The sequence below is a fragment of the Pseudomonas sp. CBS genome (assembly GCF_024734645.1).
Lineage (GTDB): Bacteria > Pseudomonadota > Gammaproteobacteria > Pseudomonadales > Pseudomonadaceae > Aquipseudomonas.
This window is the reverse complement of record NZ_CP102929.1, coordinates 6,829,619-6,856,498: the sequence shown is the minus strand read 5'-3', so window position 1 is coordinate 6,856,498 and position 26,880 is coordinate 6,829,619. Positions and strand designations below refer to the sequence as shown.

The window sequence follows — 26,880 nt, the reverse complement described above, 5'->3', positions numbered from 1 at the left end:
ATCATTGTTGTGAAAGGGTTAACGCCGTGGGCCGGACAACACGCGGTCCAGTGACCAGGCCCCGCCGCCATACGCCAGCAGCGGCAACAACAGCCCGGCCCAGGTCAGGTGGGTCGGCCAGGCATCGGGGTACACGAACACCTCGATCACCAGGGTCATGCCCAACAGCGCGGCGGCCGCCGGGCGGGTCAGCAGGCCCAGCACCAGCAACAGCGGGAACAGATGCTCGGCGTAGGTCGCCAGGTGTGCCGCCCAATCCGGCGGCACCAGCGGCAAGGCGTATTCCGAGCGAAACAAGGTGTAGGTCGACGGCTTGAGTTGCAGAAAACCGGTCACCTTGGTGCGGCCCGAGAGGAAAAACACCGAAGCGATTCCAAGGCGGGCCACCAGCAACAGCAGCGCCTCAGGCAGCACACGCTTGAGCACCGCAGGGGCCAGGGCAATCATGGTTGTTCCGTCAGGCTGCCGAAGCCTTTGGGGGTTTTGATCTGGGTGCAGGTGCCTTTGTCCACCAGCACCCAGGCGTTGCCCTGGTAATCCGCCTTGGCGGTACCGGCGCAGGAAGTCCCGGCACCGGCGGCGCAATCGTTGGCCCCGGCGAGGGACACGCCGAAGCATTTTTCCTGAGGCTTGGCATCCTCGGCATGGGCGGTGGCGGCGAAGGCACCGAGGGACAGTGCGAGGGTGGCAGCAAGGGCCGCGTAGTGGCGCTTCATGGTTGAATCTCCTGGCTTGACTGAATGTGGCCAGGGCGCTTGTGCGGTGCGTGACCACTTGCGCCATCTGGTAGACAGATTTAAAGCCAGGCGTGTATCCCGTCTGTGTCGCGTTCCCTCCTGCTAATCATGCCGCTGTATCAGATGGGTGCTGATACACAGTTTGATACACAGCCAAAATTGTGGCGAGCGGGCTTGCCCCGCGTTGGGCTGCGAAGCAGCCCCAATAAGGGATCACCGCGACAGCCGATTTCAGGGCCGCTTCGCGCCCCAACGCGGGGCAAGCCCGCTCGCCACAGCCACCGCCGTTTTATTCGGCATCCCGAACGACACAATTAGAAATATTCGCCTTTCCGAACATTCCTCTCCGACCGCCTTCGGCGACCTCAGAAATCACCATAAATTTCATACGGTTGTTGTCATCTTCGTTACATGCCAACTGGCATACATTCTGCTACATCAGGTTTTCTAGTAATAAAATGTTTCTGAATTGAAACAGTCTCATCGCCTGACACCCAACGGCCCCGCGCCCTATAACGATGTCCATGCCCCAAAGGAGGGCGGCAATTCTCACCTTTTTGATCGACTTCAACTCTCCAAGCCTGCTGCCGCACGTAAGCACCCAAAAGGGCGAATGGCCTGATCGCCAATAACAAGCCCGACTACAAAAAAGGACAAATTGATGAGTTCGAGCAAATACCCCGCAGTGTCCTTCACGGACCTCGTCCCCCAGGCCCCGGACCATACCGAGAATGCTATCGGTTTTGGCCCCTTTCTCTTGTTGGCGCGCCAGCATGTATTGCTGCGCAACGGCGAGCCGGTGACCCTCGGCAGCCGCGCCTTGTACTTGCTGATCGCCCTCGCCAGCCGGGCTGGCGAGTTGCTGGAAAAGTCCGAACTGATCTCCTTCGCCTGGCCCAAGGTGGTGGTGGAGGAATGCAACCTGCGCGCACAGATCGTTGCGCTGCGCCGGGCGCTGGGGGATGACGGCAACTTCAGCTACATCGTCACCGTGCCGGGCCGGGGTTACCGGTTTGTCGCGCCGGTGACGATGCAGGCGGTGAGTGAAGGTGCCATCGCCCAGGCGCTGGTGCCCGCCCCGACCGTGGAGGCACCGAACCTGCAACCGCCGCCCACCACGGTGATTGGCCGCGAACAACTGATCCTGAGCCTCGCTGACCAGCTCCTGAGCCAGCGCTTCGTGACCATCACCGGCCCCGGTGGCATCGGCAAGACCACAGTCGCCCTGGCCGTGGCGCAACTGCTGCAGGGCCGCTTTCACCAGGGCATGTGCTTCGTCGACCTGGCCCCCGCCACCAGCGGCCAATGGGTGGCCGGCATGCTCGCCAACGCGCTGGGCATTCAAAGCGTGAGTGACGACCCCTTGCAAAGCGTGGCCTCGATGCTCGCCAACAGCCCGTTGCTACTGGTGCTCGACAACTGCGAGCACGTGCTGCAAGCCACCGCCGACGCCGTCGAAGTGCTGCTGCGCTGCGCGCCCCAGTGTTGCGTGCTGACCACCAGCCGCGAACCGCTGCGGGCCGAAGGTGAACGGGTGCACGACCTCGCACCTCTGCTGGTACCGGACGAAGACTTAAACCTGAGCGCCGAGCAAGCCATGACCTGGTCGGGCATCGCGTTGTTCATCGAACGGGTCAAGGCCCTCGACCCGAGCTTTGTGTTCAAGGACACCGACGTCGCCGCTGCCAGCGCCATCTGCCGCAAGCTCGACAGCAATGCCCTGGCCATCGAAATTGCCGCGGCGCGGGTGCGCACCTTCGGCATCCAGGACCTGGTGGGTTTGCTCGACGGCAGTTTCCGCCTGCAAATGACCGGCCGACGCACCGCCCTCGCCCGCCATCGTTCACTGAGCGCGACCCTGGACTGGACCTACTCGATGCTCACCGGCGACGAACAGGCCATGTTGCGTCAACTGGCGGTATTCACCGGTTCCTTCACCCTGGACGCGGTCAAGGCCATGACCGCCAGCAGCACCCTCGACGCCCGCAACGCCCTGCCCTTGCTGGAAAGCCTGATGGACAAGTCGCTGCTGATCGCCGGTGAATCGCAGTTGCTCAAGCGCTACCGCCTGCTGGAAACCACCCGCGCCTACGCCCTGGAGAAACTCACCGAACACGGCGAAGCCGATGCCACCCGTCAGCGTCATGCACGGTATGCCCTCGAGGTTTTGCAGGAAGCCGGGCAGACCCTCGACAGCCTTTCTCCCGAGACCTGGGTTGGCCTCTACGGCCCGGAAATCAACACCATCCGTGCCGCACTGGAGTGGGCCTTTTCAGCCTCGGGCGACCTGCCCACCGGCATCGAACTGACCCTGGGCGGCGTGCCGTTGTGGCTGCGCCTGTCGCTGGTCAGCGAGTGCCGTACCTGGGTCGACAAAGGCCTGGCCAGCGCCGACACCACCCCGCTGCCGCTGCGCCAGCGCATGCTGTTGCAAACGGCCCTGGCCAGCGTGCTGATGCTCACTTACGGCACCGGCGGGCCGATGCGCGAAGCCTGGCGCCAGGTGCGCGAAGACGCCCGCGACCTGGGCGATGCCGAGCACAAACTGCGGGCGCTGTGGGGCCTGTGGAGTGACCGCTGCGGCTGCAACCAGTACGCCGAAGCGCTGGAACTGGCCGAGCGCTACATCAGCCTGAGCCACAGCGGCAACCAGCAACTGCTGGGTAAACGCATGCGTGCGGTGGCGTTGTTTCACATGGGCGACCTGGCTGGCGCCCGGCAGAATATCGACGAGGCGCTGGGTTCACCGTCGGCGCCACGCTCGCACATTATCGACGTGCATTTCGACCAGCGCATCGCCGCCCGTTGCCTCAAGGCGAAGGTTCAGTTGCTGGAAGGCGATGTTGACCCGGCGCTGCGCCTGATCGGCAGTTGCGTCGATGAAGCCATCACCCTCGATCACCCCGCGACCCTCTGGTACACCCTGTGCCTGGGGGCGATTCCCCTGGCGCTGTTGGCGTCCAACCTGCCCAAGGTGCGTTATTACCTGGGCTTGCTGCAGGGCAGCACCACGCAACAAGACCTGCATATCTGGCGCCAGTTTCGGCTGTGTTTCGAGAGCATTCTGCTGATTCGCCAGGGCTCGCCTGAGGAAGGTGTGCCGCTGTTGGGTGAGGCGCTGCATCACTTGAGTGGGCAGGGAGACAGCCAGCTGTATAGCTTGCTGCGCTGTGAATACGCCTTGGGCCTGGCGCGGCTGGGGCTGGAGAAGCTGGCGCTGGAGGTGTTGGAAGACACCTTGCAATTGGCGTTGGGGCGGCATGAGCATTGGTTCGTGCCGCAGATGTTGCGGATCAAGGCGCAGCTGATCTTGCGCCAGGCCCAGTATGGGTCGGTGGACAAGGCCAAGGTGTTGCTGCGCCAGGCGTGGGTGGATGCGCAGTTGGCCGGGGCGCACTTTTGGCGGGCGCAGATTGCCAGTGACCTGGCCAGGTTGCAGGAACCAAAGATGCGGATTGCTTCGTTGCCCCGGTTTCAGCATCGGTAGGTGACCGTTATTCGGTACGCACTTGAGTGTTCTGGGGTGGGGCAATGTTAGGGGGCAGGGGTTCTGATCGGGTCGGGTGCATATCCGTTTCTTCGGTAACGGCGGCTATTGGTTCCGCTCTTACAGCGGCTCACTTTTGAAGAGCGCAAAAGTAAGCAAAACGCTCTTGCCCCACCACTCGGCACCTCGCCTAGGCTCGGTGTGCCCTCACTCCGGCTTTGGACCGTGGGCCGCCGTCATGGGCCATCCTTGGCCCAGGACGGCTAACCTGGCGTCCTGCCAGGTTACCCACGCTCCAAAGCCTGCGTTCGGCCAGCGTGGTTTAACGGGGCGCCTAAGATCAAGATCAAAAGCAGATCAAAAGCACAGCGGCCTACCGGCCGGCTTGAGTGTTAAAAGCAAAACCAAAATCTAAAGCGGGCACGGTCCAAAAAATGTGGGAGCGGGCTTGCTCGCGAAGGTCGCTAACGATGACGCGGGCATTCTGGATGAACGCGGCGCTCTCAGGTTTTTCGCGAGCAAGCCCGCTCCCACAGAAAAGCAGATTTGTTTTCGCTCTGGCTTTTGATCTGGCGGTCAAATGTGGGAGCTGGCTTGCCTGCGATAGCATCAACTGGGTCTGCCTGATACACCGAGTTGTCTGCATCGCAGGCAAGCCAGCTCCCACAGAAAAGCAGAGCTACATCAGCTTCTGATTTGGCTTTCGCTCTGGATCTCGCCTTTGCTTTTAACACTCAAGCCGGCCGGGAGGCCGCTGTGCTTTTGCTTTTGATCTGACTGCCCCAATAAGCCCGATGCCGAACGCAGGCAGTGCGGAGCGGGTAAACCGGCAGGACGCCGGTTTAGCCGCGCCGGGCCATGGATGGCCCGTCGCGGCGGCCCGCGGAGCAATGCCGGAGTGAGGGAACACCGAGCCCCAGCGAGGTGCCGACAGGCGGGGCAGAGCGTTTTGGTTACTTTGCCGCTTTTGCAAAGTGACTCGCTGTAAGAGCGAAACCATAGGTGGCCGTTACCTAAATAACGGATATGTACTCAACCCCAACCCCTAGCGAAACCGCGCAATCACCGCCTCCACCACCGGATTCGGCCGCTGGGTATTCCACGCGACAGCCGTAGTCACCACATTGAGTTTCTGACTCAACCCACGAAACACCACATTAGCCGGCGCGAGCTTCTTCAACGACGCCGGCACCAACGCAATCCCCTGCCCATAACTGACAAACGCGATCTGCGAAGCCACCGACCGCACCTCATGCAGTACCCGAGGCGAAAACCCACTGGCACGACAGGTAGCGATCAAATTGTCAAAATACACCGGACTGACGTTGCGCGAAAACATCACCAACGGCTCGTTAGCCAGACTCGACAAACTGATGCGCGTGCGGCTCGCCAACGGGTGATCCGCCGGCAACGCCACCACCAGCCGGTCTTCCGTCAATGGCAATGACTGCACCGAAGCCCCAAGGTCACCATCCAACCGAGCAAACGCCAGGTCGATATCCCCAGCCTCCAGCGCCGGCAACGCCTCGACGCTGTCGATTTCCCGCACCGACACCGTGAGCTGCGGATAATCAAGCTTCAGTTGCTCAATCAACCCCGGCAGCACATCGAACATCGCCGTGGAAATCGCACCAATGGTCAACATCCCCGACTGCCCCGCCACCGCCTCCTCCACCGCGAGTTCCAGACGCTCCAACTGCTCGGCGAACTTGCGCACCGCCGGCAGGATCGCCGCGCCCACCGGGGTGAGTTGTGCGCCGCGTCGGGAGCGGTCGAACAGCTTGACCTTGAGCGCCTGCTCCAGCACCTGGATCTGCTCGCTCAGCGGTGGCTGGGACATGCCAAGGCGCTTCGCCGCACGGCCGAAGTTCTGCTCCTCAGCCACCGCAAGGAACAACCAGAGGTGACGAATCAGGCGAAAGTTGATCATGGTCTTATCCATAGGTTAAGCGTATGCAAGGCTTCTGTACTTCGTAATATACCTATCATAGCCACTGACTGACACTGGCCGCCTCCGTCACCCGAGGCTTGCCCATGACCCCTGACCGTTTGCTCGATCGCCTGGCCGCACTGGACACCAACACCGTGTCCGACGCCCTCGACTTCCTCGGCCTGCCAGGCGCCACCGTGGGCCTGCGCCCGCTGTGGAACTGCCCGAAGATCGTTGGCCGCGCCAGTACCGTGCTGCTCGGCCCCAAGTCCGACATCGCCCCCACCGTGCACTTGATCACGCCGGTGATCGAACAGGTCGAAACCAGCGACCGGGTGCTGGTGATTGCCGGCGGTATCGAGGGCATTTCCTGCTGGGGCGACATCATCGCCAACGCCGCAGCGCGCAAACACATACGCGGCACGGTGATTGATGGTTTCAGCCGCGATATCGACGGCAGCGAGGCCATCGGCTATCCGGTGTACGGACGCGGCGTGACCATGATCAGCGCGCGCAACCGCGTGGTGCAGCTCGACGCCGGCGTGACGCTCAGCGTTGCTGGCGTGAGCGTCAGCGAAGACGACTACGTGATCGCCGATACCTGCGGCACGGTGTTCGTGCCCCAGGCGGTGATCGAAAAGGTCCTGGACCTGGGCGAGCGCATCGCCCACCGCCAGGACGGCATGGTGCAGGCGGTGCGCAGCGGGCGTTCGGTGGTCGAGGTGATGCACGACGCACAGTTTGAGGCGATCACCCGATGAGCGCCGATATCCAGCGGCTGAACCCGCGCCTGGCCAGCGCACAACCGTCCGCCACCTATCGCATCATGGACCGCGTCGCCGAACGCCGGGCACAAGGCGCGCAGGTTATTTCGTTGTGTGCCGGCGAGCCGGATTTCGACACCCCGGTGCATATCCGTGAGGCTGCGATCCAGGCCATCGAAACCGGGCATACCCGCTACACTCAGGTGGCCGGTGCGCGGGCCCTGCGGGAGGCGGTGGCGGCGAAGTTCCGGCGCGAAAACGGCCTGGACGTGTCCTGGCAGGACACCCTTGTGTGCAACGGCGGCAAGCAAGTGATCTATAACGCCCTGGCGGCCACCCTCAATGAAGGCGACGAGGTGATCGTGCCCGCACCGTACTGGGTCAGTTACCCGGAGATGGTGCAACTGTGCGGCGGCGAAGCGCGCATCGTCACTTGCGATGCCGACAGTGGGTTCAAGCTGACACCCGAGGCCCTGGCCGCTGCGATCACCCCGCAGACCCGCTGGCTGATCCTCAATTCACCCTCCAATCCCACCGGTGCGGTGTACAGCGAGGGCGAGCTACGGGCGCTGGCCGAAGTGCTGTTGGCCCACCCGCAGGTGCTGATCCTGGCGGACGACATCTACGAGCACCTGATCTTCGACGGCCAGGTGTTCCATACCCTGGCCCAGGTTGAACCCCGGCTGGCACCGCGTACATTGACCATGAACGGCGTGTCCAAGGCCTACGCCATGACCGGCTGGCGCATCGGTTTCGCCACCGGCCCACGCTGGTTGCTGGCAGCCATGGAAAAGCTGCAAGGCCAGCAAACCTCAGGCGCCTGCTCGGTCTCGCAACAAGCGGCACTTGCCGCGCTGGAAGGCCCCAAGGATTTTATCCGCGACAGCCGCGTGGTGTTCCAGGCGCGCCGGGACTTGATGGTGAAGTTGCTGAACGACACGCCAGGCCTGACGTGTATCAGCCCCGCCGGTGCGTTCTATGCGTTCGCCTCCTGCGCGGCGCTGATCGGGCGTACCTCGGCGGGCGGCCGGGTACTGCACAGCGATGAAGATGTCGCCCTGGCGCTGCTGGATGAGGCCAATGTGGCCGTGGTCCACGGCAGCGCCTTTGGCCTGGGGCCTTACATTCGCATCGCCTATGCCCTGGATGATGCGTCGTTGCGCCAGGCGTGCGAGGCAATCCGCGGCTTCTGCAGCAAACTGCTGATCGAAGAAAAAAAGTGATGAGTTCACATAGATAAATATCGCTAATGGTGGCGTTCGGCCCTTCTTAAGATTGGGGCCGAACAGGACAACACTCACAACAACAAGGTCCGCCCTCATGTCTATGCCTGAAGTCATAAAACCCGCTGTGCGCAGCCAATACCGCTGGGTGGTTGCGGCGCTGATTTTCCTGATCTACACCGTGGCGGCAGCCGACCGGGCCAACCTCGGCGTGGCGCTGCCGTTTATTCGCCAGGAATTTGAAATGAGCAATGCCCAGGCCGGCGGCCTGGTCAGTCTGTTCCTGCTGGCTTACGCCCTGGCACAACTGCCGTCGGGCTTTGCCTTCGGGCGCTTTGGCGTCAGCCGGATCCTGCCGGGGGCCATGGTGCTGACCTCGTTGCTGACCGGGCTGGTAGGCACCGCCAGCTCACTGCTGGCGCTGAAACTCTATCGCCTGGGCCTGGGCATCGCCGAAGGCCCGCTGCCCATCAGCATGACCACCACCATCAACAATTGGTTTCCGGCACGGGAAAAAGGCACCGCGTCGGGGATCTTTTTGTCGGCCGTGAAGTTCGGACCGGTGATCGTGCCGCCGCTGTGCGCCGTGATCATTTCGGTGTGGGGCTGGCGCGAGATTTTCTACTTCTTTGCGATCCCGGGCATCGTGCTGGCGGTGGTCTGGTACTTCCTGGTCACTGACCATCCGTCCCGCAGCCGCTTCGTCAACCCGGCCGAACTGCAGTACATAGTCGAAGACACGGCAATCAGCCAGACCGCCCGCGTGCACAAAACGCCGGCCTGGGTTGAGAGGCTCGACCGGGTCATCCGCACCCGCGATGAAAAGCCTCTGGAAACCAACCGCCAGGTGTTCAAGTCGTGGAACATCTGGGGTTGCGCCACCAGCTACTGCTTTCAGCTCGGCGTCTCCAGCGTGCTGCTGGCGTGGATTCCCACCTACCTGATGACCGTCAAGCAGTTCTCGATCATGAACATGGGCCTGGTCTCGGCAGCGCCCTGGGTGGGCGCGGTGCTGGGCAACCTGTTGGGTGGTTTCTGCTCGGACCGCCTGATGGGCGGGCGCCGCAAGCCGGGCATGTTGCTGTCGGCGGTCGGCACCTCGCTGATGATGTACCTGCTGATCAACTCACCGGCCGAGCCCCTGCCCTACGGCTTGTTGCTGATGCTGACCGGCGTGGTGCTGAGCCTCGGCTTCTCGTCCTACATGGTCTACCCGATGGGCCTGACCACCAAGAAGACCTTCCCGATCTCCAACGCCATTGTGAACATGATCGGCCAGTTGGGCGCCGCCGCCACGCCCTTCATCACCGGCCTGCTGCTGGACAACTACGGCTGGAACTACGTGTTCGCCTGGCTGGCGATCGGCTCGTTCATCAGCTTCATCATTTTGCTGACCATTGCCGAGCCCCGCCCGGCCTCCAGCCAACCGACCTGATTTGTCACCCCACGAGGAGTTACCCATGTCGCCCCAAGACCAAGAATTGGTTGCCCTGTTTGCAGGCCTGGACACCCCGGGCGTGTCCGATGCCCTGGACAAACTCGGCTTGCCCGGCCAGTGCCTGGGAATCATGCCCCTGGACAACTATCGCCAGGTGGTGGTCGGCCCGGCCTTTACCGTGCGCTACGTCAGCGTCAGCACCCCGCCGGGCACCGTAGGCGACTTTATCGATGACGTGGCCGAAGGCGATGTGGTGGTGATCGACAATGACGGACGCACCGACTGCACGGTGTGGGGCGACATCATGACCCAGTACGCCGGCAGCCAGCGGATCGCCGCGACGGTGATTGATGGCGTGTGCCGCGACGTCAGCAAGGCCCTGGGCGACAGCTACCCGCTGTTCACCAAGGGCCGGTTCATGCGCACGGGCAAGGACCGGGTTGAAGTGGAAGCGGTAAACCAGCCGGTGTCCGTCGGCCAGGCCCGGGTGTGCGCCCGGGACATAGTGGTCGCCGACGCCAACGGCGTGGTGATCGTGCCGCGTGAGCGGGCCCATGAAGTGGCGGCGTGTGCACGCTCGATTGAAGCGGTGGAAGCACGTATCCGGGGATTGCTCGATGAAGGCAAATCATTGAGGGAAGCGCGGGCAGTGCTGGGTTATCACACCCTGCAACGCAAGGGCTGAGACGCACCGGGCCGCTCCGCTGATCCAACAGATTTGCGCAGCGGCCCCTGCATTCCTCACACTACCCGCCCTCACCGCCTTACCCGGAATGTGAAAAATGTCCGACCTGTTGCTCAAGCCTGCCCTGCCCGGCATTGCGCTGAGACGATGGCGTCTGCTGCACCGCGTCAAACAGACTCACGCCGCCGAGTTGTTCCACGTCACCCAGTCGACGATTTCCCGCTGGGAAAGTGGCGTGCAGGCCATGGAGCCTGCGGCGCACCGACAACTTGAACAGTTGCTGGCCGCACGCCTGGAAGCCGCCGCCGATCAGGCCCTCGCCCGGCTGGTCAAGGAAAGCCCGCGCCCGATGCACCTGGTGTGTGACCTGACCCACCGTCTGCTGGCTTGCTCGGCCTCCCGTGCCGCCGAGTTCAGCAGCCCGTTGGCGGAACTTCTGGGGCATTCACTGTGGCGCTTCGTGACGCCGGAAATCCTGCGTATGGAGTCCGCGCTGGATGACTCGGGCTGGCGCGACAGCCTCGCCCCACCGGCCCTGGAGTTCATCACCGGCACCAACGACTCCACGGTTGTACCGATCCGCCAGAGCCTGTGCCGCTGGACCCGCATCCCGCTGAGCGATGGCACCGCCGCGCGGCTGGTCGAGACGCTCTAACTCCCCGGCGCATATTTTATGCGTGGACGCTTCGCACCACCGCGCCTAGTCTTGAATCCTTAACCGCGACCCTGCCGGGGCAGATTCATGGACATCGAAAAACTCAAGGGCCGCCTCGACTTCCTGCGCGAAGCGGAAAAACTCAAGGACGTGCTCAGAAGCGCGCACACCTCTTCCGGCCGCACCGAAAGCACCGCGGAACACAGCTGGCGCCTGTGCCTGATGGCAATTACCTTCGGGGATGAACTGGCCGGCCTCGACCTGCTGAAAATCCTCAAGATGTGCGTAATCCACGACCTGGGAGAGGCCCTCCACGGCGACATCCCGGCGGTCCAGCAAGCGCAGTTCCCCAACAAGAGCCAGCAAGAACACGACGACCTGCTGTTGCTGACCCGAGCACTGGATGAGCCGTTGCGGGTCGAGATTCTGGCCCTGTGGGACGACTACGAAAACGCCCGGTCCGCCGAGGCCAAGGCAGTCAAAGCCCTGGACAAACTGGAGACCCTGCTGCAACACAACCAGGGCCTGAACCCGCCCGACTTCGACTACGCCTTCAATCTGGCCTATGGCAAGAAACACACCAGCGCCGAGCCGATTTTCCAGACACTGCGCGAGATCATCGACCAGGATACAGAAGCAAAAATCCAGACTCCCAACCGGTAGCGCGAACTAGTTCGCCGGGCGCAACAGCTGCATCTGCTGGCGATAGTCATCCGTCACCTGCCGTGCCTGGCCGCTGCTGGTAATCACCCTCGGTGTGATCAGCACGATCAGTTCGGTGCGATCCTTGGACTTGCTGGTGTTGCCAAACAACCAGCGCAGCCCTGGGATTTTCCCCAGGTACGGCACCGCACTGACGCTCTCGGCGTTGTCCTGCTTGATCAGCCCGCCGAGCAACACGGTCTGGCCGCTTTGCACCGCCACTTGGGTGGACACCGAACGTGTGGAGATGCGCGGGTTGTTGGGCGTGTCACTGCTGTTGGTGGTTTGGTTCTCGGCGTCGCTGACCTGTTGCTGGATGTCCATGTACACCAGGCCGCCCGGGTTGATGCGCGGCACCACGTCGAGGATCACCCCGGTCTGCACGTATTCGACGCTGCTCAAGGTGCTGTCGGCGTTGCCGGTGTTGACCGTGGTCTGGCTGATGGGGATGTTGTCGCCCACCTGGATCTGCGCCGGCTGGTTGTTCATCACCACCAGCGACGGCGCCGACAGCACCTGGGTGCGGCCGTTGGTTTCCAGGGCGTGCAAGGCCACTTGCAGGTTGGAGCTGACGAAGGAATAGAACAGCGAATCCGCGCCCAATCCCGCACCGCCACCGCCCAGGGCGCCCTGGCTGCCTGGGGTATTGGCCACCGTGGTGCTGGTGGAATTGCCCGCCAGACGGCCCAAGTACCATTGCACGCCGAGGTCCAGTTCGCCGGTGAGTTTGACTTCGAGAATGCGCGTCTCGATCTGCACCTGCAGCGGCGGGTTGTCGAGGCGTTTGATCGCCGATTCGATCTCCTTCCACTGCACCGGGCGGGTGCGTACCAGCAACTGGTTACTGCTTTTTTGCGCGGTGATCCGGGTGCCGGCGTCGAGGCTTTTGCCGGTCGTGCCTTCGGCAGCGCCCTGCTCCGTGCTTTCACTGTCTTCGCTGGCGGCCGGGGCCTGGTCTTCGTCGTCGCTGACGGGCGGGTTATTGCCGCTGTTGTTCAGGCCACCCGAGGTGCCGCCGCTGGTGTTGAGTGACGACAAGGTCGCCGTGCGCAGGCCCGGCGCCACCTTGGCCGGCGTGTCGTCCTTGATCGCGCCGGTGCCGTAGATCTGCCGCAGGTATTTGGCGAGGTCCGTGGCCTTCATGTTGCGCACGTCGTAGACGTACATCTGCGGCTCGTTGCCGCCGCCTTCGTCGATGGTGTGAATCCAGTCGCCGACTTCGCTGAGGTACTGCGGCTGGGACGAGATCGCCACCACCGAATTGGTCCGCTCAATGGGCAGGAAGCGCACCATGCCCGCCAAAGGCATGCCGCTGTCGGGGCCGAACATTTTTTGCAGCTCGGGCATCAACTCCGCGACCGAAGCCCGTTGCAAACCGAATACGCCCACCGACATGCCCTTGAGCCAGTCGACATCGAAGGTGTCGATGGTGTCCTGGTAGTTGGCCAGCTCATCCGGCGTACCGGCCAGGCTCAACACATTGCGCGCCGGGTCCACCAGCAGGAACGCGTTTTCCCGGGCAAACGGCTTGAGCAGTTTCTGCATTTCCGTGGCCGAGATATAGCGCAACGGAAACAGCCGCGCCGAGAGCCCGCTGGAGGGTTGCGACACGCTCATTTCCGGCACCAGCTTGCCCGCCACCGCCTGGTTGGCGGGCAGAATCACGTAGCGCTGGCCCTGGCGGATCATCGCGTTGTCGGTCCAGGACAGCAGGGTTTCAAGGATCGACAGCGCCTGTTTCTTGTTCACCGGCTTTGAGGTGGAAAAGCTTACGTTGCCTTTCACGCCCTGGGCGATGCTGTAGTTCTCGTGCAACAGGTCGCCCATGACGCTGTTGATCACCGCTTCAATCGGCTGGTCGGCGAAGTTGAACACGATGTCGCCACTGGCTTCATCCTTGACCGCCGGCGCCGGTGCGGGCTGGCGCACGAACTGCTGGTTACCGCGAATCAACTGGCGCTGGGGCGGCGTGGGCGTCTGGGGTTGGCGACTGTCGGCCGCAGGCGACTCGCTGGCCGGGTCCACGGGCGGCCGTTGCGAACCGGTGCCCTGCATCGCCTCGTGAAGCAAGGCATCGTCCGGGTCGAGGTGATCGGGGAATGACCCACAGCCGCCCAGGGCGACGGTGGTGGCCAGGCAAAACACGGTGGTGCGCAAGGCGCGAGGGGAAGTATCGATCAAGGGGCGGGCTCGTGAGGAAGGGAAATCGGGGGTGTGGTGGACGGCGGCGGCAAACGCGGAACGCTGAGGCTCAGGGTTTGCGTGCGGCCCTCCAGTACAAAACGGGCGTGCAGCGGTGTCAGGTGTTCCAGGCGCCAGCCGTTGGGCAGGGTCTGGCCTTGATGGACTTTGAGTGGCAGGCCTTCCGCGGGCTTGAGCAACGCGACGCGCAGGTCGCCATCGAGCAGCACGCCGGTCAGCTTCAGGCTCGACAGGCTGGAAATCTCGGCCTGCCCCACGGCGGCATCGGGGCTGCGGTCGGGGCTGAACAGCGGCGCCTGCCAGGTGCCGGCGAGGCTTTCCAGGGTCGCACTCGGGGCCACGCGAACCTTGGCGGAAGCATTGGCGCGCGCGGCGGAGGCAGGCTCATCCAGCCACTGCGGCGCATCGCCGATGCTGCTCAAGATGCCCACCATCAGCAGGCCCAGCAGCCCGGCCACACCGAGCAATCCCCACTCGAGGGGGCGCAATGAATTGATCATCGGCGGGCCTGCGTGGCGGCTGCCGGTTGCAGATAGCCGCGCACCAACAGGTGCACCACCAGCTTTCCGGCACCGCCGCTGGCGGGGGCATTCGGCCCGCGACGGACGCTCATTTCATCCACGAACAGGAACGGTCGCTGGTACTCCAGCTCATGCAGGATCGCAGTCAGGGGTTCGATGGCGCAGTTGAGGGTCAGGCTGACTTTGACCTGGCGATAGGGTTCGGTGTCGTCCTGCTCCGGGGTGATGGGGATGCGCTGGGTCAGGCTGCAGCCGCCGCCGAGGCCGGCGCGGCTGTTGATCAGGTCGGCGATGCGCTGCATCAGGTCCGCCGCCACGGCGCTGGGGTCATCTCCCGGCAACAGGCTGGTGCTGCTGGCCGGGTCCTGGCGGGCTTGTTCCAGTTGCTCACGCAGAGCGGCGCCCTGGTGCAGCAGGCCCGCATAGCGTTGCTGTTGTTCGCGCAGCTGTTCGGCCTGCTCGCCCATGGCGCGCAACGGCCCGGCGAACCAGCTGTCGATCAGCAGCCAGTAACCGCCGCCCAGCACCAGCGCCAGGACCAGCAAGGCGGCGCCGCGACGCTCACGGGGTGTCAGTGGTCGGCGCATCGGCGGCCTCCTGGTGCAAGTGGGCGCGCAGGGAAAACTGATCCTTGCCGGTTTGCGCATCGGGTTGGATCACCCCTTCGAACTGGGGGTTTTCCAGGCTGTGGCAGGCCTTGATCCGGGTGATCAGGGCACTCGCCTTGGCGCTCTGCCCGGAGAAGGACACGTCGGCGCCGTCGTTGACCTCCAACTGGTCGATCCAGGTGTCGGCGGGCAGGCAGGCGGTCAGTTCATTGAGCAACGCCGCCAACGGCGGTTGTGCCGACTTGCGGCGAATCAGGTACTGCGCAGCGCCACGGGTATTGAGCAATTGCTGGCGCAGGCTCTGGACCTCGGCGACCTGGGCTTTTTGCTGCTGCACCTGCTCCCGCATGACGTCGAGCACCCGCTGGCGGTCGTTGAGCCACAGCAGCATCGCGGCAATCAGCAAGGCACCGCACAGCCATGGCAGGCTGCGTTGCAAACCCTTCCCCGCCGGGCGTTGGCGTGGGCGCAACGGCGCCGGCAGCAAATCGATGCCCATAGGACCCTCTACATCCACCGCGTGGGGTTGCAAACCGAGGGCAGCGCAGTCCACCAGGATTTGATCCAGCCGCTCCCGCAGAATCGCCACCAGGGTCACTTGCACATGCGTGGCGCTGCGCCGCTCCTGACGGGCCACGAAGTACAACTGTTCAGCCTCGAACGGGGTAAAGCGGTCCAGTTCATAACCTACCACCGTCGACAGGTTGCGCGCGGCCGCCAAAGGCAGTGGCAGGGTTTGCAGCAGCACCGCCGAGGGCGCGAGCACCAGCACCTGGCGCACTTCGCCGGCAGGTTTTGCCACCGGCTCGGTCAACGGCCAGTGGTAGCGGTGCTCGGGGATGTCACGGACCGACAGCCATGCCGGCAGGCAGCCACGCAGCTCCTTGAGCCACAGGCGCCAGCCCACTTGCAGCAGGCTGCCGCGCCAGCGCCGGGTGAGCGGTTCGGCCAGCTGTTGAAGGCGCGCCACTGGCGCCGAAAAGTATGGATTCATTCTTGCCAACGCAGCACCCGATAAGGTTGTGCGCTTCCCTCCGATGGGCTCAATAAAACCGTGGTTCGTAACCGGGCGTGGTAACCGCCGGGGCGTTGTGCGCGGCTGTCGATCACCAGCACGTCACCGGGGTCGGCCCCTACCGCGCTCTGCCGGGGCAGGTTCAGCGCCTGGCGCATCAAGGGGCTGGCGAAGGCGGGATCGGGCCGGTCGAGGCCACTCCACAAACTGATTTCCGGGGCCAGCCGGCTGTACAGCGCCTGGGTCATGCCGGGCAATTGCCGCACCTCCTCCACCACGCGGAACGGCGCCAGGCCTGCGTTGCGCCGCACTTCCAGGTCCCTGGCAAGCCGGCTGGCCTGGGCCTGGGTGGCGCCGCAGGCCAGGGCCAGGCGGGCAAAGTCGGCCGTCTCGGCGCTGTTCAAATACAGTTTGCCGCGCTCGCTGTGCAGGCTTACGTGGAGCTGTGCGTCATCAAATACCAGCGGCATTTCGCGGCCGTCGGCGATCCATTGCTTGCGTTGCAGCGGGTCGGCCAAGGCCTGCATGGCCAACGCCACACCCGCCTCCGCCGCCAGCAACGCCTGGGTATGCTGGCGATGCCACAGGGCCTGGCGACTTTCCAGCTGTACCCACCCGGCCAGGCCGCCCAGCAGCAGGCTGAGCAACGCCAGCACCCACAGCACCAGCAGCAGCGCAACGCCGCGCTGACGCTTCATTCGCCTGATTCTCCGCCGGAGAGGTTCAGCCGCAGGGCAACCACTTGGGTGACCCACGGCACCGGCCCGTTGACCTGTGCTGCAATGCGTACCGCATAAGGCAGGCGTTTGGTCCACGGCCAGTCGCTGATCCAACCGGTGGCCTGACCCTTGGGCGACAGGCCGCGATAGCTGAATTGCAGGTCGTCGACGTTCTTCAACAACACCTGCGGCTCGCTGCGGGTAGCCGGCACGCTGGCTTGGGCGCTGGTCTCAAACCGGGCGAACGCCACTTGCAACTCGCCCTCGCGCAACTGCAAGGTGAAACGCTGGATGCCGCCACCGAGCACGCCCGGCAAGGTCGCGACGAATTGCAGGCGCCGGGGAGCGCCGACAAAAAAACCGTTGGTCTGGCTGTCGTCCTCGGTCACGTCCAGGGGCAGCGCCTCGCTGATGGACGTGCGCAGGAACTGTTGCGCGGCGCGACTTTCATCCAGGCTGACGGTGTAGCGCTGCGCTTTGAGTACTGCACGATTGGCTCCCAAGAGCGCGCCGCCCACCAGGGTCAACAACACGCCCAGCAGGCTGAGCACGATCATGATTTCGAGCAACGTGAAGCCCCGCTGCTGCTTCACTGGAAGCTCCCGTCGCGGCTGGCGCGCAGTTTCAAGGTACTGAAATTTGCGTGGCGCGGGCCTTCGCTGACGCTGAGATCGAGGCGAAACAAATGTGGCTGACCGATGCGGGTGGGCTGCTGGGCGACGCGCAGTTGCCAGGCAATGCCGTCGAGCTCGCCCTGGCGCACGCCACTGGCCAGGGGCCCCGACGCCTCCTGATCCATCACGCTCAAGGCGGTATGGGTCAGGCGGTCGCTGTGGGCCACCTGCAACAACGAGCGCGCGCTTTGGCCGAACGCGACCAGCAACACCGTGCTGCAGATCGCCATGAGGGTCAGCGCTGCGAGCATTTCCAGCAAGGTGAAACCCGACTGACGCTTCATGGCAATGCCTTGGACTGCACGCTGCCGGTCAGCCAGCCGACGTCGATGCGCCAGCGCCGCGTGCCATTGGCCAACAACAGGTTGCCGCCGGTGGAGCTGCCGTCGGGGTAAAACTCCACCGCAGCGCCGGCGTGCTCGGCGGTGTGCAGGGTCACATGCAGGTCGGCCGGCCAGTGCTTGATGGGTTGCCCCGGCGCCTGAAAGCTCAGCCGATCCAAGTCGAAGACGGTCTTGGCCGATGTGCCGCTGACAATTGCCCGCGCCCGGGTACTGCGCAGGGCATCCACCATCTGCCCGACCACCTGGCGCTCCTTGGCAACCCGCAGGCCTTGTTGCAGGCCAAATCCCACCAACCCGGCCGCGATGCTGATCAACACGATCACCACCAGCATCTCCAGCAGGGTAAAGCCGCGTTGGAGGGCCGGCATTATTCCCAGTTGCCCAGGTCGGCGCTGTAGCCTTCGCCGCCGGGCTGGCCGTCCTGACCGTAGAAGATCAGGTCGAAGGCACCATGTTCACCGGGGAAGCGATAGCCGAAGGCATGGCCGAACGGGTCCTTGAGGTCTGAGGGCTTGGCGTAAGGCCCGGCCCAGCCGGCGGTGTTGCCAGGCTTGTCGACCAATTGCTGGAGGCTCTTGGGGGGCGAGCCGACGTCCAGGCCGTAGCTCTCGATCTTCATGCTCAGACTGGCCAGTTGCGCCTTGCCGGCGCCGTATTTGCCCTTGTCGACGTTGCCACCTACCTGGCGCACCACGATAGTGGCGACGATGCCCAGCAACACGATCACCGCGAGCATTTCCAGCAAGGTGAAACCGCCTTGGCGGCGGGCGGGTTTGAAACGGGTATGGCGCATCGGCTTGCTTCCTCGGGTTTTCATAGGTTGCTGGTCAGGCTCATCAGCGGCAGCATGATCGCCAGCATGATCACCGCCACCAGCACCGCCATGACCACGGTCAGGGACGGCACCAGGGCGGCGAGCAGGCGGTCGATGCCGCGCTTGGCTTCGACGTCGAACACGTCGGCGACCTTGAGCAGCATGCTGTCCAGTTCACCGGCCTGTTCGCCGACTTCAATCATTTGCAGGGCCAGGTCCGGCAGCAGCGGCTGGCTGCCAAACGCACTGGCCAGGGTGCCGCCGCCTTTCACCGACTCGGCGGCCTGGGCCACTTGTGCCTGCAAGGCGCGGTTGGTGCAGACCTGGCGGGCGATCACCAGCGCTTGCAGCAGCGCCACGCCGTTGCTCAGCAAGGTGCCGAGGGTGCGGGCCAGGCGCGCGGCTTCGACCCGCTGCAACAGCGGGCCGATAACGCGGATACCCAGCACACGCCGGTCGTACTGTTCGCGGTGTCGTGGGTTGCGCAGGCGTGCCGCCAGGGCCCAGACCGTCACGATCAACCCGGCGAGCACCGCCAGGCCATAGGCACCGAGGAACTGGCCAAGGCCCAGAATCACTTCGGTGATCAACGGGATCGGCACACCCAGATCGTTGAAGATCGGCACGAACTGCGGCACCACGTACGCCAGCAACAGCGCCAGGGAGCCGAGCACGCCCACCACCAGGAAGGCGGGATAGATCAACGCGTTGATCACCTCGCCTCTTAACAACTGGCTGCGTTCCAGGTAGTCGCTGAGTTGGCGCAGGGTGTTCTCCAGCGCGCCGCCCGCCTCACCGGCACGCACCATGCTGAGGTACAGCGGCGAAAACTGGCTGCCCTCCTCTTCCAGCGCTGCCGACAATGGCTTGCCCGCCTTGACGTGCTCGCGAATACGCTCGATCAGCGCACGGGTCTGCGGTTGGCCGGGTTGCTTGAGCAGGATGCCCAGGGAGCGTTCCAGCGGTTGGCCGGCTCCCAGCAGCGTGGCCAGTTGCTGGGTAAAGCTGACCAGCGCCGCGCCATTCAACTGGCCGCGCCCGAGGGCATTGCGCAGCCCTTGGGCACCGGCGGCATCGATGTGCAACAGCAGCAGGCCACGCTTGTGCAGCGCGGCGACGGCGGCGGCCTGGTCCCTGGCCTCGAGGGTGCCGTTCTGCACGACGCCCTGGCTGTCCAGGGCGCGGTATTTGAACAGGCTCACGCGCCCTCTCCACGGGTGACGCGCAGCACTTCTTCAAGGGACGTGACACCGGCCACCGCCTGGCGCAGGCCTTCTTCATGCAGAGTGCGCAAGCCACCACGGCGGGCGGCTTGTTCAAGGGTCGCGGCGTCGGCCTGGCGCATCAACAAGCTGCGCAGTTCGTCATTCATCACCAGCAATTCGGTGATTGCACTGCGGCCGTGGTAACCGCCGCCGGGGGCGTTGGCGCGAGGCCGGTAGAGCAGGATCGGGCGCTGGTCGGTGAAGCGGTCGAGGCCGTGTTCCTCGATCAACTCCGGCGGCGCTTCGAACGCCTCACGGGTCGCCGGGTCGAGGCGGCGCACCAGGCGCTGGGCGAGGATGCCATTGACGGTCGAGGCGATCAGGTAGCTCTCCACCCCCATGTCCAGCAGGCGCGTGATACTCGCTGCGGCACTGTTGGTGTGCAGGGTCGAGAGCACCAGGTGGCCGGTCAGGGAGGACTGGATGGCGATGCGGCAGGTTTCGAGGTCGCGGATCTCACCGATCATGATCACGTCCGGGTCCTGGCGCACGATGGAGCGCAGCGCGCCGGCGAAGTCCAGCCCGATGGCCGGTTTGACCTGGATCTGGTTGATGCCTTCCAGTTGGTATTCCACTGGGTCTTCGACGGTGATGATCTTGCGCTCGGCGGTATTGAGCCGCGAAAGCGCGGTATAGAGCGTGGTGGTTTTACCCGAGCCGGTGGGGCCGGTGACCAGCAGGATGCCGTGGGGTCGCTCGAGCACTTCAAGAAAGGTTTCCAGGCGCTGGCCGTCGAAACCCAGGCTCTGGAAATCGAACTGCACGGTCTGGCGGTCCAGCAGGCGCATCACCACCGACTCACCAAAACTGGTGGGCACCGTGGACACCCGCAGGTCCAGTTCCTTGCCCTGAATGCGCAACATGATCCGACCGTCCTGCGGCAGGCGGCGCTCGGCAATGTCGAGGCGCGCCATGATCTTGACCCGGGAAATCACCGCCGCCGAAGAACTCGACGGCGGCGCTTCGGCTTCATGCAGCACACCGTCGATGCGGTAGCGCACCTTGAGCTGGTTTTCGAAGGGTTCAATATGGATGTCCGAAGCACGGTGCTCCACAGCCCGCTGCAGGATCAGGTTGACCAGGCGAATCACCGGTGCCTCGGAGGCCATGTCCTTGAGGTGTTCGATGTCTTCCAGGGCGCCGCCTTGTTCATCGAGGTTTTCGATCAGGGTGCCCATGGCCGAACGGCCCTGGCCGTAGTAGCGCTCGATCAGGGTTTCGACTTCGTTGCGCGGCCCGACCGCCAACCACACCGGCACGCCGCACGCATACGCCAGGGCCTGGAACGGATACAGCAACGCCGGGTTGGCCGCCAGCACTCGCACCCCGCCGTGGCTCCAGCCCACCGGCACCACCTGGTAATGGCGCATGAAGCGTTCGGTCAGCACCGGCAGTGGGTCGAGCACGGGCGGTGCGGCGTCCGCCAGCAGCAACGGTGCGCCGAGCAAATCGGCCCAGGCCCGCGCCAGTTCCACTTCGGAAACCAGTCCCAGGCGCGTCAGCAGGCCGAGCAATCCGTTGTCGTCGGACTCCAGGGACAACCGCCGGGCGCGTTCCAGGTCGACGGTTTTCAAACCGGCCTGTTGCATCAGCCACGCGCACACCTGTTCGGTATCCGGAATCTGCATTCGGCAAGCATCGATGGGCGTGGACAACATGGGCTGGGGCATCGGCACAAATCTGAGGGGCTAGTTAAAAAACCTGTTCCGTGGCGCCCGCGAGGTGAGGCGCCCAGGAACAGGTGCATCCCCCCTTAGTTGGAGGTTTTTGGTGCAGTCGCCTGGCTGTTGCCCAGCGGGCGGCCGCCCTTGGTGGTCTCGGCCTTCTGCTTCTTCGCCGCCTTGGCGTCGTGGGCCTGGGTGATCACGGTGGAATCGGCGGCGCCGGACTTGGCGTCGGCGTCCGTCGACTCGACGGCCATGGCCGCACCACTTAGTGCAACGCCCAGTACAACACCGGCACTCAACAGGGAAATCTTCATCAACTTTCTCCAGATTAAAAACAATCAATCGCCCAGGTGCTGTCCTGACAAGGTCAAGACCCTACACCAAAGCACTTTGCATTACAGCCCATTCAAACCATGGCCATTTAGAACTACTGGCGAACGCCACTAGTTAGCCATGACCGTGCATATTTTCTTAAACCAATCGACTGGTAGGTTTAGCCTTAGTTCAAAGACGTAAGAAAATATTTCTTATTTGACGCAAAAATTAGCTTTCGTTTGACATTTAATAGCAAGAATTGACTTAATTACGGCGTTTTTGCGGTTCAAAATGCCATCTCATGATATCGCCTAGACACTACGCACAAGAATAATTAGTTCCACTATTACACTTTTAAAACAGCGGAATCCGCCCAGTAATCGCAATTAGCCATCGGCCAAAAGTTGCGACAAAGGTGAACTATTGCCCGTAAAAAAGTGACGAGCGTGCACAACGAAACGCACTTCTCGCCGCCCAGCTTTCAATAATCAGTTGTCGGAGAGCCCCATGAGTAAACGCAAAATGATCGGTGCGCAGTCGGCGTTCGCCCTGCTGGCACTTGCCGTGTCCCAGGTGCATGCGGCCACCAGCCCTGCCTTGGATGAAGCCCGGGTAAACCGCGCCGAAAAGGCCGCGGACAAGACCCTGGCCAAGATGACCCTGGAAGAAAAACTCGCCTATATCGGCGGCACCGGTGGCTGGGACGTCAAGCCGCTGACCCAGTATGGTGTGCCGCAGATTCATGGCGCCGACGGTGGCGTGGGCGTGCGCTACACCAGCGAAGGCAACGACCAGGGCGTGGTGTACCCCTCCGGCCCGAACCTGGCGGCCAGCTGGAACCCGCGCCGCGCCATCGACCTGGGCAGGGCCCTGGGTTACGACACCGCCAGCGGCGGTTATCAATTCGTCACCGGGCCCGGGGTGAACCTGTACCGCATGCCCTACAGCGGCCGGGCGTTTGAGTACCTGTCCGGTGAAGACCCGTTCCTCGGCGCCAGCCTGGGGCCGGCGGTGATCAACGGTATCCAGTCGCGCGGGGTGTGGGCCAACGCCAAGCATTTCGCCGCCAACGACCAGGAAAGCAACCGCTTCCATCTCGACGAAACCATCAGTGAACGGGTGCTGCGGGAGATGACCCTGCCGCCCTTCGAGTCCGCCTCGAAGAACAGCAAAGTGGCGATGATGATGTGTTCGTTCCAGAAGGTGAACGGTGAATTCGCCTGCGAGAACAAGCATCTGATGCACGACATCCTGAAGACCGAATGGGGCTATCCGGGCTTCGTGCAGAGTGACTACAACGCCGTGGTCAACGGGTTGCCGGCGGCACAGGCCGGCACCGACCTGGACATGATGGGCTACCAGATGAACAGCACCGTGCTCAAACCGTTCCTGGACAGTGGCGAGCTCGCCAGCGCGACCATCGATGACAAGGTGCGGCGCATCCTCAAGCAGATCTACCTGTACAAATTCGACAGCAAGGCACCGTTGACCAGCCACAACATGAACAGCGCCACCAGCAACCGCGTGGCACTGAATGCGGCCCGCGAAGGCATCGTGCTGCTGAAAAACCAGAACAGCCTGCTCCCCCTGGATGCGAAGAAGGTCAAGCGCATCGCCGTGGTCGGCAACCTGGCCAAATACGCACCGCCTACCGGGTTCGGCAGCGCCAACGTGATGGCGGCCAACTACATCAGTGAGCTGAGCGGCCTGCAGCAACTGGCGCCGAACGCCAAGGTCGAGTTCATCGACGGGCTGTCCCTGGACCAGACGACGTCCAAATGGACACACACCGACAACGACGGCAATAGCGTCAAGGGCTTGAAGACTGAATTCTTCAGCAATGCCAACTGGTCCGGTGACCCGGCTGCCACCCGTACCGACACCCACGTCGACCTCGACTGGTCCACCGACAGTCTGCCGGTGAATGGCGACACTGCCGCCACCTCGATCCGCTACAGCGGCCAGATCACCCCGACCGTCAGCGGCGAACAGGTGTTCAAGGTGCGCGCCGACGGTGCCGTGCGCCTGTACGTCAACGGCCAGAAAGTCCTCGACAACGGCGACGGCAACCCACTGCCCAACAACAGCATCCCGCCGACGATTCCGGTGTTCGCCAAGGTCAATCTTGAAGCCGGCAAGGCCGTGGACATCAAGCTTGAGTACTCGCGCCGCAAAGGCTACCTCTCGACCATGGGCGGGCTGGTGGGCGTGCAAATGAGCTGGGCCTCGCTGGTGGCACCCAAGGACCTGGCCCAGTACGACGCCGTACTGGTGGCCGCGGGCAACAGCAATGAGTACGAAGGTGAAGGCTTCGACCACAGCTTCGATTTGCCGGAGTATCAGAACCTGCTGATCCAGAGCATTGCCAAGGTCAACCCGAATACCGTGGTCACCCTGCACGGAGGCACCGGGCTGAAGATGAGCGACTGGATCGACCAGGTGCCGGCGGCGCTGCATGCGTTCTACCCGGGCCAGAACGGCGGCCAGGCCCTGGCGGAAATTCTGCTGGGCAAGGTCAACCCATCGGCCAAGCTGCCCATCAGCATCGAACGCAACATTGAAGACAACCCGATCTACGCGACTTTCCCGAAATTCGACAATCAGGAAACCCTCACGCAGATGAGCTACAAGGACGACCTGTTCCTGGGTTATCGCGGCTACGAGAAGAAAGGCATCAAGCCGCTCTACCCGTTCGGCTATGGCCTGTCGTACACCACCTTCGGCTACAGCAACATCAGCGTGACCCCCGGTGTCGCGGTGGCGGGCGCGCCGATCAAGGTATCGTTCGACCTGAGCAACACCGGCAAGGTGGCGGGTGCTGAAGTCGCCGAGCTGTATGTGGGCCAGAACCACCCGAAAGTCGAACGGGCACTGAAGGAACTCAAGGGCTACAAGAAGGTGTTTCTCAAGCCGGGCGAGAGCAAGCGCGTGACCATCGAACTCAACGACCGGTCACTGGCGTACTTCGATGTGGCGAGCAAGCAATGGGTGGTGGACGCCGACAGCTTCAACCTGTCAGTCGGTGCCTCGTCCCAGGACATTCGCCTGAACGCCAAGCTGGTCAACCCGTTCCGCCAGGAACTGTCGACCACCACCAGCAACCCGCTGTCACGCTCGGCGCTCAACTCGACGCTGCGTGAGCTGCCAACGGTCAAGACCGGTGGTGTGCTGCATCAGAACCAGGGTGAGTCCGACACCAGCGACGGTGACGGCTACGACACCTCGGATGACAGCAGCCAGGGCAGTGCTGTCGGCAACTGATAAAAACCTGTAGGAGCGAGCTTGCTCGCGAAAAACGCAAAGACACCGCGTTAATCCAGGATGCCCGCGTTATCGTTGACGTCCTTCGCGAGCAAGCTCGCTCCTACCTTCACGCGCGTATGGCCGCATCGACCCGCGCGATGTAGGTATCGAAACGCGCCACCAGGTCCACCTGATCGGGAAAGCGCAGCCACTGGATCTGCAAGCCGTCCATCATGGCCAGGATCTCTTCCACCAGCCCGGCGATGTCCACATCGGCGCGCACCTCGCCCATGGCCACAAGGTCTGCAAACTGCCCGTGCATGCGCCGATGAATGCCCGCATAGCGCTCCTGAAACCAACCCCAGGCCGGGTGGGTGTCCAGCAGGCTTTCCGCATTCAGAATCGTAAAAGCCCGCACCACCCCCGGCGCTGTCGCGTTGGAGCGGTTGATCGCCCGCAGGCTGCCGAGCAACCCGGACAATGACTTCTCGGCCCGAACCTCATCGGCAATCCGCTGATTGACCTCGTCCCGGCGTTGCAGCACGCCCATCAACAACGAAATCTTGCTGGGAAAGTGATGCAGCAGGCCGGCCACCGAAATGCCGACGATCGCCGCCACCTGGGCCATCGAGGCGCCGCTGTAGCCTTCGAGGGAAAACACCTGCAGCGCGGCGTCCAACAGTTCTTCCCGGCGTTTTTCACCTTTGGGCGCACGGCGGGATTTGGGCGTGGCAGCGGGTTGTGGTTCGGTCATTGGCAGGTCCTTTGGGCAGGCCTGCACCGTATCCAAAATGCCCCGGAGCCGCAAATAAACCTCAGGCGCTCTCGCGCTCGATCAAGCGGCATTCCAGCAGGTTCAAGCGCTGCACCTCGTCCTCAACCGGCAACACGCCCAGGCTTTCGAGCACCCGCGTCGCCGCCAGCACGCCAATCTCCAGGGCGGGCGGCTTGATGGTGCTGAGACTCGGCAGAAGCATTTCGGCAAACGGGTAATCACCAAAGCCGAGCACGGCACAATCCTCGGGGATTTTCAGCCCTGCCCGTTGCCCCGCCAGCAAGCCACCGGCGGCGAGGTTGTCATTGGCGAAGATGATTGCGTCCGGCGGAATGGCGGCACTCATCAATGCCTGCATCGCTTGCTTGCCCGCCTCAAACGGTGCGCGGTCGGCGTCCGGGGCGAACACCCAGGGCTGCATGCCCAGCTCAAGCAGGGTCGCGCTGCAGCCATCCCGACGTTCCAGTGCACTGAAGTCCCCCGGCGCGCTGTTCTGTACGAACGCGATGCGCCGATAACCCTTGCCATGCAGATAGCGCGCGGCCGTCACGCCCACCTCGTAATGGGAGAAGCCAATCTGCAACGGCTCCCGCTCGGGTTGGTAATCCCAGGTTTCAACCACCGGAATATCCGCCTCGGCGATCATCTTCTCGGTGCCCGCGCTGTGGAAGCGGCTGGTGAGCACCAATGCCGCTGGCGACCAGCCGAGGAACGCGCGCACTGCATTTTCTTCCTGCTCGGCGCTGAAGTAACTGGACGCCAGCAGCAGTTGGTAGCCGTGGCGGCTGAGGGTGTCGCTGAAGCCCTGGATGGTATTGGCGAAGATCGGCCCGGAGATGTTCGGAATCACCATGGCGACGATCCGGCCTCGTGCCGACGCCAGCCCACCCGCTACCAGATTGGGCACGTATCCCAGCTCGGCGACCACTGCCGCGATGCGTTCGCGGCGTTCGGGCGAGACCTGCTCCGGCTGGTTGAAATAGCGCGACACGGTAATCGCTGAAACACCGGCCTGGCGTGCCACGGTGTTCAAGGTGACGCGGCCGGCGCCACGGCGTTTCCGGGGTTTGTCTTCGCTCAAGGGACGATCCTGTTAA

The 26,880-nt window shown here is 63.4% G+C and carries 25 protein-coding genes; 8 read left to right on the top strand and 17 right to left on the bottom strand.

Annotation, left to right across the window (positions count from 1 at the left end; translation table 11 throughout):
• Nucleotides 1-18: 18 nt before the first annotated feature.
• Together NVB75_RS31365 and NVB75_RS31360 are read right to left on the bottom strand one after the other, a co-directional pair.
• A complete protein-coding gene (locus NVB75_RS31365) occupies nt 19-447 on the bottom strand; it encodes a DoxX family protein (protein WP_258344829.1) in 429 nt (142 codons plus the stop codon).
• Nucleotides 444-716, bottom strand: coding sequence for a DUF2282 domain-containing protein (locus tag NVB75_RS31360; RefSeq protein ID WP_003211270.1), 273 nt, complete (start codon nt 714-716; stop codon nt 444-446). Before NVB75_RS31360 ends, NVB75_RS31365 begins: the two co-directional genes overlap by 4 nt.
• 682 nt (nt 717-1,398) lie before the next feature.
• On the opposite strand from NVB75_RS31360, the gene NVB75_RS31355 reads away from it, so the two are divergent.
• Nucleotides 1,399-4,224, top strand: coding sequence for a helix-turn-helix transcriptional regulator (locus NVB75_RS31355; protein ID WP_258344827.1), 2,826 nt, complete (start codon nt 1,399-1,401; stop codon nt 4,222-4,224).
• Between the two features lie 1,045 nt (nt 4,225-5,269).
• Here NVB75_RS31355 and NVB75_RS31350 read toward each other — a convergent pair.
• Entirely contained in the window at nt 5,270-6,154 is an 885-nt protein-coding gene (locus NVB75_RS31350) for a LysR family transcriptional regulator (protein WP_258344825.1), read from the bottom strand.
• Nucleotides 6,155-6,258: 104 nt separating this feature from the next.
• On the opposite strand from NVB75_RS31350, the gene NVB75_RS31345 reads away from it, so the two are divergent.
• The 6 genes from NVB75_RS31345 (at nt 6,259) to NVB75_RS31320 (ending at nt 11,582) form a co-directional block, all read left to right on the top strand.
• On the top strand, nt 6,259-6,915 hold the full coding sequence (locus NVB75_RS31345) for an RraA family protein (RefSeq protein WP_258344824.1): 657 nt from the start codon (nt 6,259-6,261) through the stop codon (nt 6,913-6,915).
• Nucleotides 6,912-8,141 carry a pyridoxal phosphate-dependent aminotransferase gene (locus NVB75_RS31340; RefSeq protein WP_258344823.1) on the top strand — a complete coding sequence of 410 codons (1,230 nt, stop codon included), beginning with the start codon at nt 6,912-6,914 and terminating at the stop codon, nt 8,139-8,141. Before NVB75_RS31345 ends, NVB75_RS31340 begins: the two co-directional genes overlap by 4 nt.
• A gap of 97 nt (nt 8,142-8,238) precedes the next feature.
• On the top strand, nt 8,239-9,576 hold the full coding sequence (locus tag NVB75_RS31335; protein WP_256576936.1) for an MFS transporter: 1,338 nt from the start codon (nt 8,239-8,241) through the stop codon (nt 9,574-9,576).
• A gap of 25 nt (nt 9,577-9,601) precedes the next feature.
• A complete protein-coding gene (locus tag NVB75_RS31330) occupies nt 9,602-10,264 on the top strand; it encodes an RraA family protein (RefSeq protein ID WP_258344822.1) in 663 nt (220 codons plus the stop codon).
• Between the two features lie 97 nt (nt 10,265-10,361).
• Nucleotides 10,362-10,919, top strand: a complete 558-nt coding sequence (locus NVB75_RS31325; protein WP_258344821.1) for a helix-turn-helix transcriptional regulator — start codon at nt 10,362-10,364, stop codon at nt 10,917-10,919.
• 87 nt (nt 10,920-11,006) lie between these two features.
• Nucleotides 11,007-11,582: an HD family hydrolase gene (locus tag NVB75_RS31320; RefSeq protein ID WP_258344820.1), complete on the top strand. Its 576-nt coding sequence runs from the start codon at nt 11,007-11,009 to the stop codon at nt 11,580-11,582.
• Between the two features lie 6 nt (nt 11,583-11,588).
• Here the strand turns inward: NVB75_RS31320 and gspD are convergent, their stop codons facing one another.
• From gspD to NVB75_RS31260, 12 genes are all read right to left on the bottom strand, one after another.
• Nucleotides 11,589-13,802 (bottom strand): type II secretion system secretin GspD, encoded by a 2,214-nt coding sequence (gene gspD / locus NVB75_RS31315; RefSeq protein ID WP_258344819.1) that lies wholly within the window; start codon nt 13,800-13,802, stop codon nt 11,589-11,591.
• Nucleotides 13,799-14,323: a DUF2531 family protein gene (locus NVB75_RS31310; protein WP_258344818.1), complete on the bottom strand. Its 525-nt coding sequence runs from the start codon at nt 14,321-14,323 to the stop codon at nt 13,799-13,801. The genes gspD and NVB75_RS31310 overlap by 4 nt, the downstream gene beginning before the upstream one ends.
• Nucleotides 14,320-14,931, bottom strand: coding sequence for a type II secretion system protein GspM (gene gspM / locus NVB75_RS31305; protein ID WP_258344817.1), 612 nt, complete (start codon nt 14,929-14,931; stop codon nt 14,320-14,322). The genes NVB75_RS31310 and gspM overlap by 4 nt, the downstream gene beginning before the upstream one ends.
• Nucleotides 14,906-15,946 (bottom strand): PilN domain-containing protein, encoded by a 1,041-nt coding sequence (locus NVB75_RS31300; protein ID WP_177027103.1) that lies wholly within the window; start codon nt 15,944-15,946, stop codon nt 14,906-14,908. Before NVB75_RS31300 ends, gspM begins: the two co-directional genes overlap by 26 nt.
• The gene (locus NVB75_RS31295; RefSeq protein ID WP_214499039.1) at nt 15,943-16,665 is read right to left on the bottom strand and encodes a general secretion pathway protein GspK; all 723 of its coding nucleotides are present in this window, start codon (nt 16,663-16,665) and stop codon (nt 15,943-15,945) included. Before NVB75_RS31295 ends, NVB75_RS31300 begins: the two co-directional genes overlap by 4 nt.
• Nucleotides 16,662-17,279: a prepilin-type N-terminal cleavage/methylation domain-containing protein gene (locus tag NVB75_RS31290; RefSeq protein WP_258344815.1), complete on the bottom strand. Its 618-nt coding sequence runs from the start codon at nt 17,277-17,279 to the stop codon at nt 16,662-16,664. The genes NVB75_RS31295 and NVB75_RS31290 overlap by 4 nt, the downstream gene beginning before the upstream one ends.
• On the bottom strand, nt 17,276-17,644 hold the full coding sequence (locus NVB75_RS31285; RefSeq protein WP_258344814.1) for a prepilin-type N-terminal cleavage/methylation domain-containing protein: 369 nt from the start codon (nt 17,642-17,644) through the stop codon (nt 17,276-17,278). The genes NVB75_RS31290 and NVB75_RS31285 overlap by 4 nt, the downstream gene beginning before the upstream one ends.
• Complete coding sequence (locus NVB75_RS31280; RefSeq protein ID WP_258344813.1) at nt 17,641-18,072, bottom strand: GspH/FimT family pseudopilin; 432 nt, start codon at nt 18,070-18,072, stop codon at nt 17,641-17,643. Before NVB75_RS31280 ends, NVB75_RS31285 begins: the two co-directional genes overlap by 4 nt.
• Nucleotides 18,072-18,497 carry a type II secretion system major pseudopilin GspG gene (gene gspG, locus NVB75_RS31275; RefSeq protein WP_017478966.1) on the bottom strand — a complete coding sequence of 142 codons (426 nt, stop codon included), beginning with the start codon at nt 18,495-18,497 and terminating at the stop codon, nt 18,072-18,074. Before gspG ends, NVB75_RS31280 begins: the two co-directional genes overlap by 1 nt.
• Nucleotides 18,498-18,517: 20 nt before the next feature.
• Complete coding sequence (gspF, locus tag NVB75_RS31270) at nt 18,518-19,720, bottom strand: type II secretion system inner membrane protein GspF (protein WP_258344812.1); 1,203 nt, start codon at nt 19,718-19,720, stop codon at nt 18,518-18,520.
• Nucleotides 19,717-21,441, bottom strand: coding sequence for a type II secretion system ATPase GspE (gene gspE, locus NVB75_RS31265; protein WP_258348808.1), 1,725 nt, complete (start codon nt 21,439-21,441; stop codon nt 19,717-19,719). The genes gspF and gspE overlap by 4 nt, the downstream gene beginning before the upstream one ends.
• A 95-nt stretch (nt 21,442-21,536) precedes the next feature.
• Nucleotides 21,537-21,764 (bottom strand): hypothetical protein, encoded by a 228-nt coding sequence (locus tag NVB75_RS31260; RefSeq protein WP_017478963.1) that lies wholly within the window; start codon nt 21,762-21,764, stop codon nt 21,537-21,539.
• A 508-nt stretch (nt 21,765-22,272) separates the two neighbouring features.
• Between NVB75_RS31260 and NVB75_RS31255 the strand changes: the two genes are divergently transcribed.
• Complete coding sequence (locus tag NVB75_RS31255; protein WP_258344811.1) at nt 22,273-25,026, top strand: glycoside hydrolase family 3 protein; 2,754 nt, start codon at nt 22,273-22,275, stop codon at nt 25,024-25,026.
• 109 nt (nt 25,027-25,135) lie between these two features.
• Here the strand turns inward: NVB75_RS31255 and NVB75_RS31250 are convergent, their stop codons facing one another.
• Nucleotides 25,136-25,762: a TetR/AcrR family transcriptional regulator gene (locus tag NVB75_RS31250; RefSeq protein ID WP_017478961.1), complete on the bottom strand. Its 627-nt coding sequence runs from the start codon at nt 25,760-25,762 to the stop codon at nt 25,136-25,138.
• Nucleotides 25,763-25,823: 61 nt separating this feature from the next.
• A complete protein-coding gene (locus tag NVB75_RS31245; protein ID WP_258344810.1) occupies nt 25,824-26,864 on the bottom strand; it encodes a LacI family DNA-binding transcriptional regulator in 1,041 nt (346 codons plus the stop codon).
• Nucleotides 26,865-26,880 lie beyond the last annotated feature (16 nt).

Excerpts from the sequence above, each read along its gene's own strand:
- NVB75_RS31365 (WP_258344829.1), bottom strand. The coding sequence starts at position 447 with ATGATTGCCCTGGCCCCTGCGGTGCTCAAGCGTGTGCTGCCTGAGGCG.
- NVB75_RS31360 (WP_003211270.1), bottom strand. The coding sequence starts at position 716 with ATGAAGCGCCACTACGCGGCCCTTGCTGCCACCCTCGCACTGTCCCTC.
- NVB75_RS31355 (WP_258344827.1), top strand. The coding sequence starts at position 1,399 with ATGAGTTCGAGCAAATACCCCGCAGTGTCCTTCACGGACCTCGTCCCC.
- NVB75_RS31350 (WP_258344825.1), bottom strand. The coding sequence starts at position 6,154 with ATGATCAACTTTCGCCTGATTCGTCACCTCTGGTTGTTCCTTGCGGTG.
- NVB75_RS31345 (WP_258344824.1), top strand. The coding sequence starts at position 6,259 with ATGACCCCTGACCGTTTGCTCGATCGCCTGGCCGCACTGGACACCAAC.
- NVB75_RS31340 (WP_258344823.1), top strand. The coding sequence starts at position 6,912 with ATGAGCGCCGATATCCAGCGGCTGAACCCGCGCCTGGCCAGCGCACAA.
- NVB75_RS31335 (WP_256576936.1), top strand. The coding sequence starts at position 8,239 with ATGTCTATGCCTGAAGTCATAAAACCCGCTGTGCGCAGCCAATACCGC.
- NVB75_RS31330 (WP_258344822.1), top strand. The coding sequence starts at position 9,602 with ATGTCGCCCCAAGACCAAGAATTGGTTGCCCTGTTTGCAGGCCTGGAC.
- NVB75_RS31325 (WP_258344821.1), top strand. The coding sequence starts at position 10,362 with ATGTCCGACCTGTTGCTCAAGCCTGCCCTGCCCGGCATTGCGCTGAGA.
- NVB75_RS31320 (WP_258344820.1), top strand. The coding sequence starts at position 11,007 with ATGGACATCGAAAAACTCAAGGGCCGCCTCGACTTCCTGCGCGAAGCG.
- NVB75_RS31310 (WP_258344818.1), bottom strand. The coding sequence starts at position 14,323 with ATGATCAATTCATTGCGCCCCCTCGAGTGGGGATTGCTCGGTGTGGCC.
- gspM (WP_258344817.1), bottom strand. The coding sequence starts at position 14,931 with ATGCGCCGACCACTGACACCCCGTGAGCGTCGCGGCGCCGCCTTGCTG.
- NVB75_RS31300 (WP_177027103.1), bottom strand. The coding sequence starts at position 15,946 with ATGAATCCATACTTTTCGGCGCCAGTGGCGCGCCTTCAACAGCTGGCC.
- NVB75_RS31295 (WP_214499039.1), bottom strand. The coding sequence starts at position 16,665 with ATGAAGCGTCAGCGCGGCGTTGCGCTGCTGCTGGTGCTGTGGGTGCTG.
- NVB75_RS31285 (WP_258344814.1), bottom strand. The coding sequence starts at position 17,644 with ATGAAGCGTCAGTCGGGTTTCACCTTGCTGGAAATGCTCGCAGCGCTG.
- NVB75_RS31280 (WP_258344813.1), bottom strand. The coding sequence starts at position 18,072 with ATGCCGGCCCTCCAACGCGGCTTTACCCTGCTGGAGATGCTGGTGGTG.
- gspG (WP_017478966.1), bottom strand. The coding sequence starts at position 18,497 with ATGCGCCATACCCGTTTCAAACCCGCCCGCCGCCAAGGCGGTTTCACC.
- gspE (WP_258348808.1), bottom strand. The coding sequence starts at position 21,441 with ATGTTGTCCACGCCCATCGATGCTTGCCGAATGCAGATTCCGGATACC.
- NVB75_RS31260 (WP_017478963.1), bottom strand. The coding sequence starts at position 21,764 with ATGAAGATTTCCCTGTTGAGTGCCGGTGTTGTACTGGGCGTTGCACTA.
- NVB75_RS31255 (WP_258344811.1), top strand. The coding sequence starts at position 22,273 with ATGAGTAAACGCAAAATGATCGGTGCGCAGTCGGCGTTCGCCCTGCTG.
- NVB75_RS31250 (WP_017478961.1), bottom strand. The coding sequence starts at position 25,762 with ATGACCGAACCACAACCCGCTGCCACGCCCAAATCCCGCCGTGCGCCC.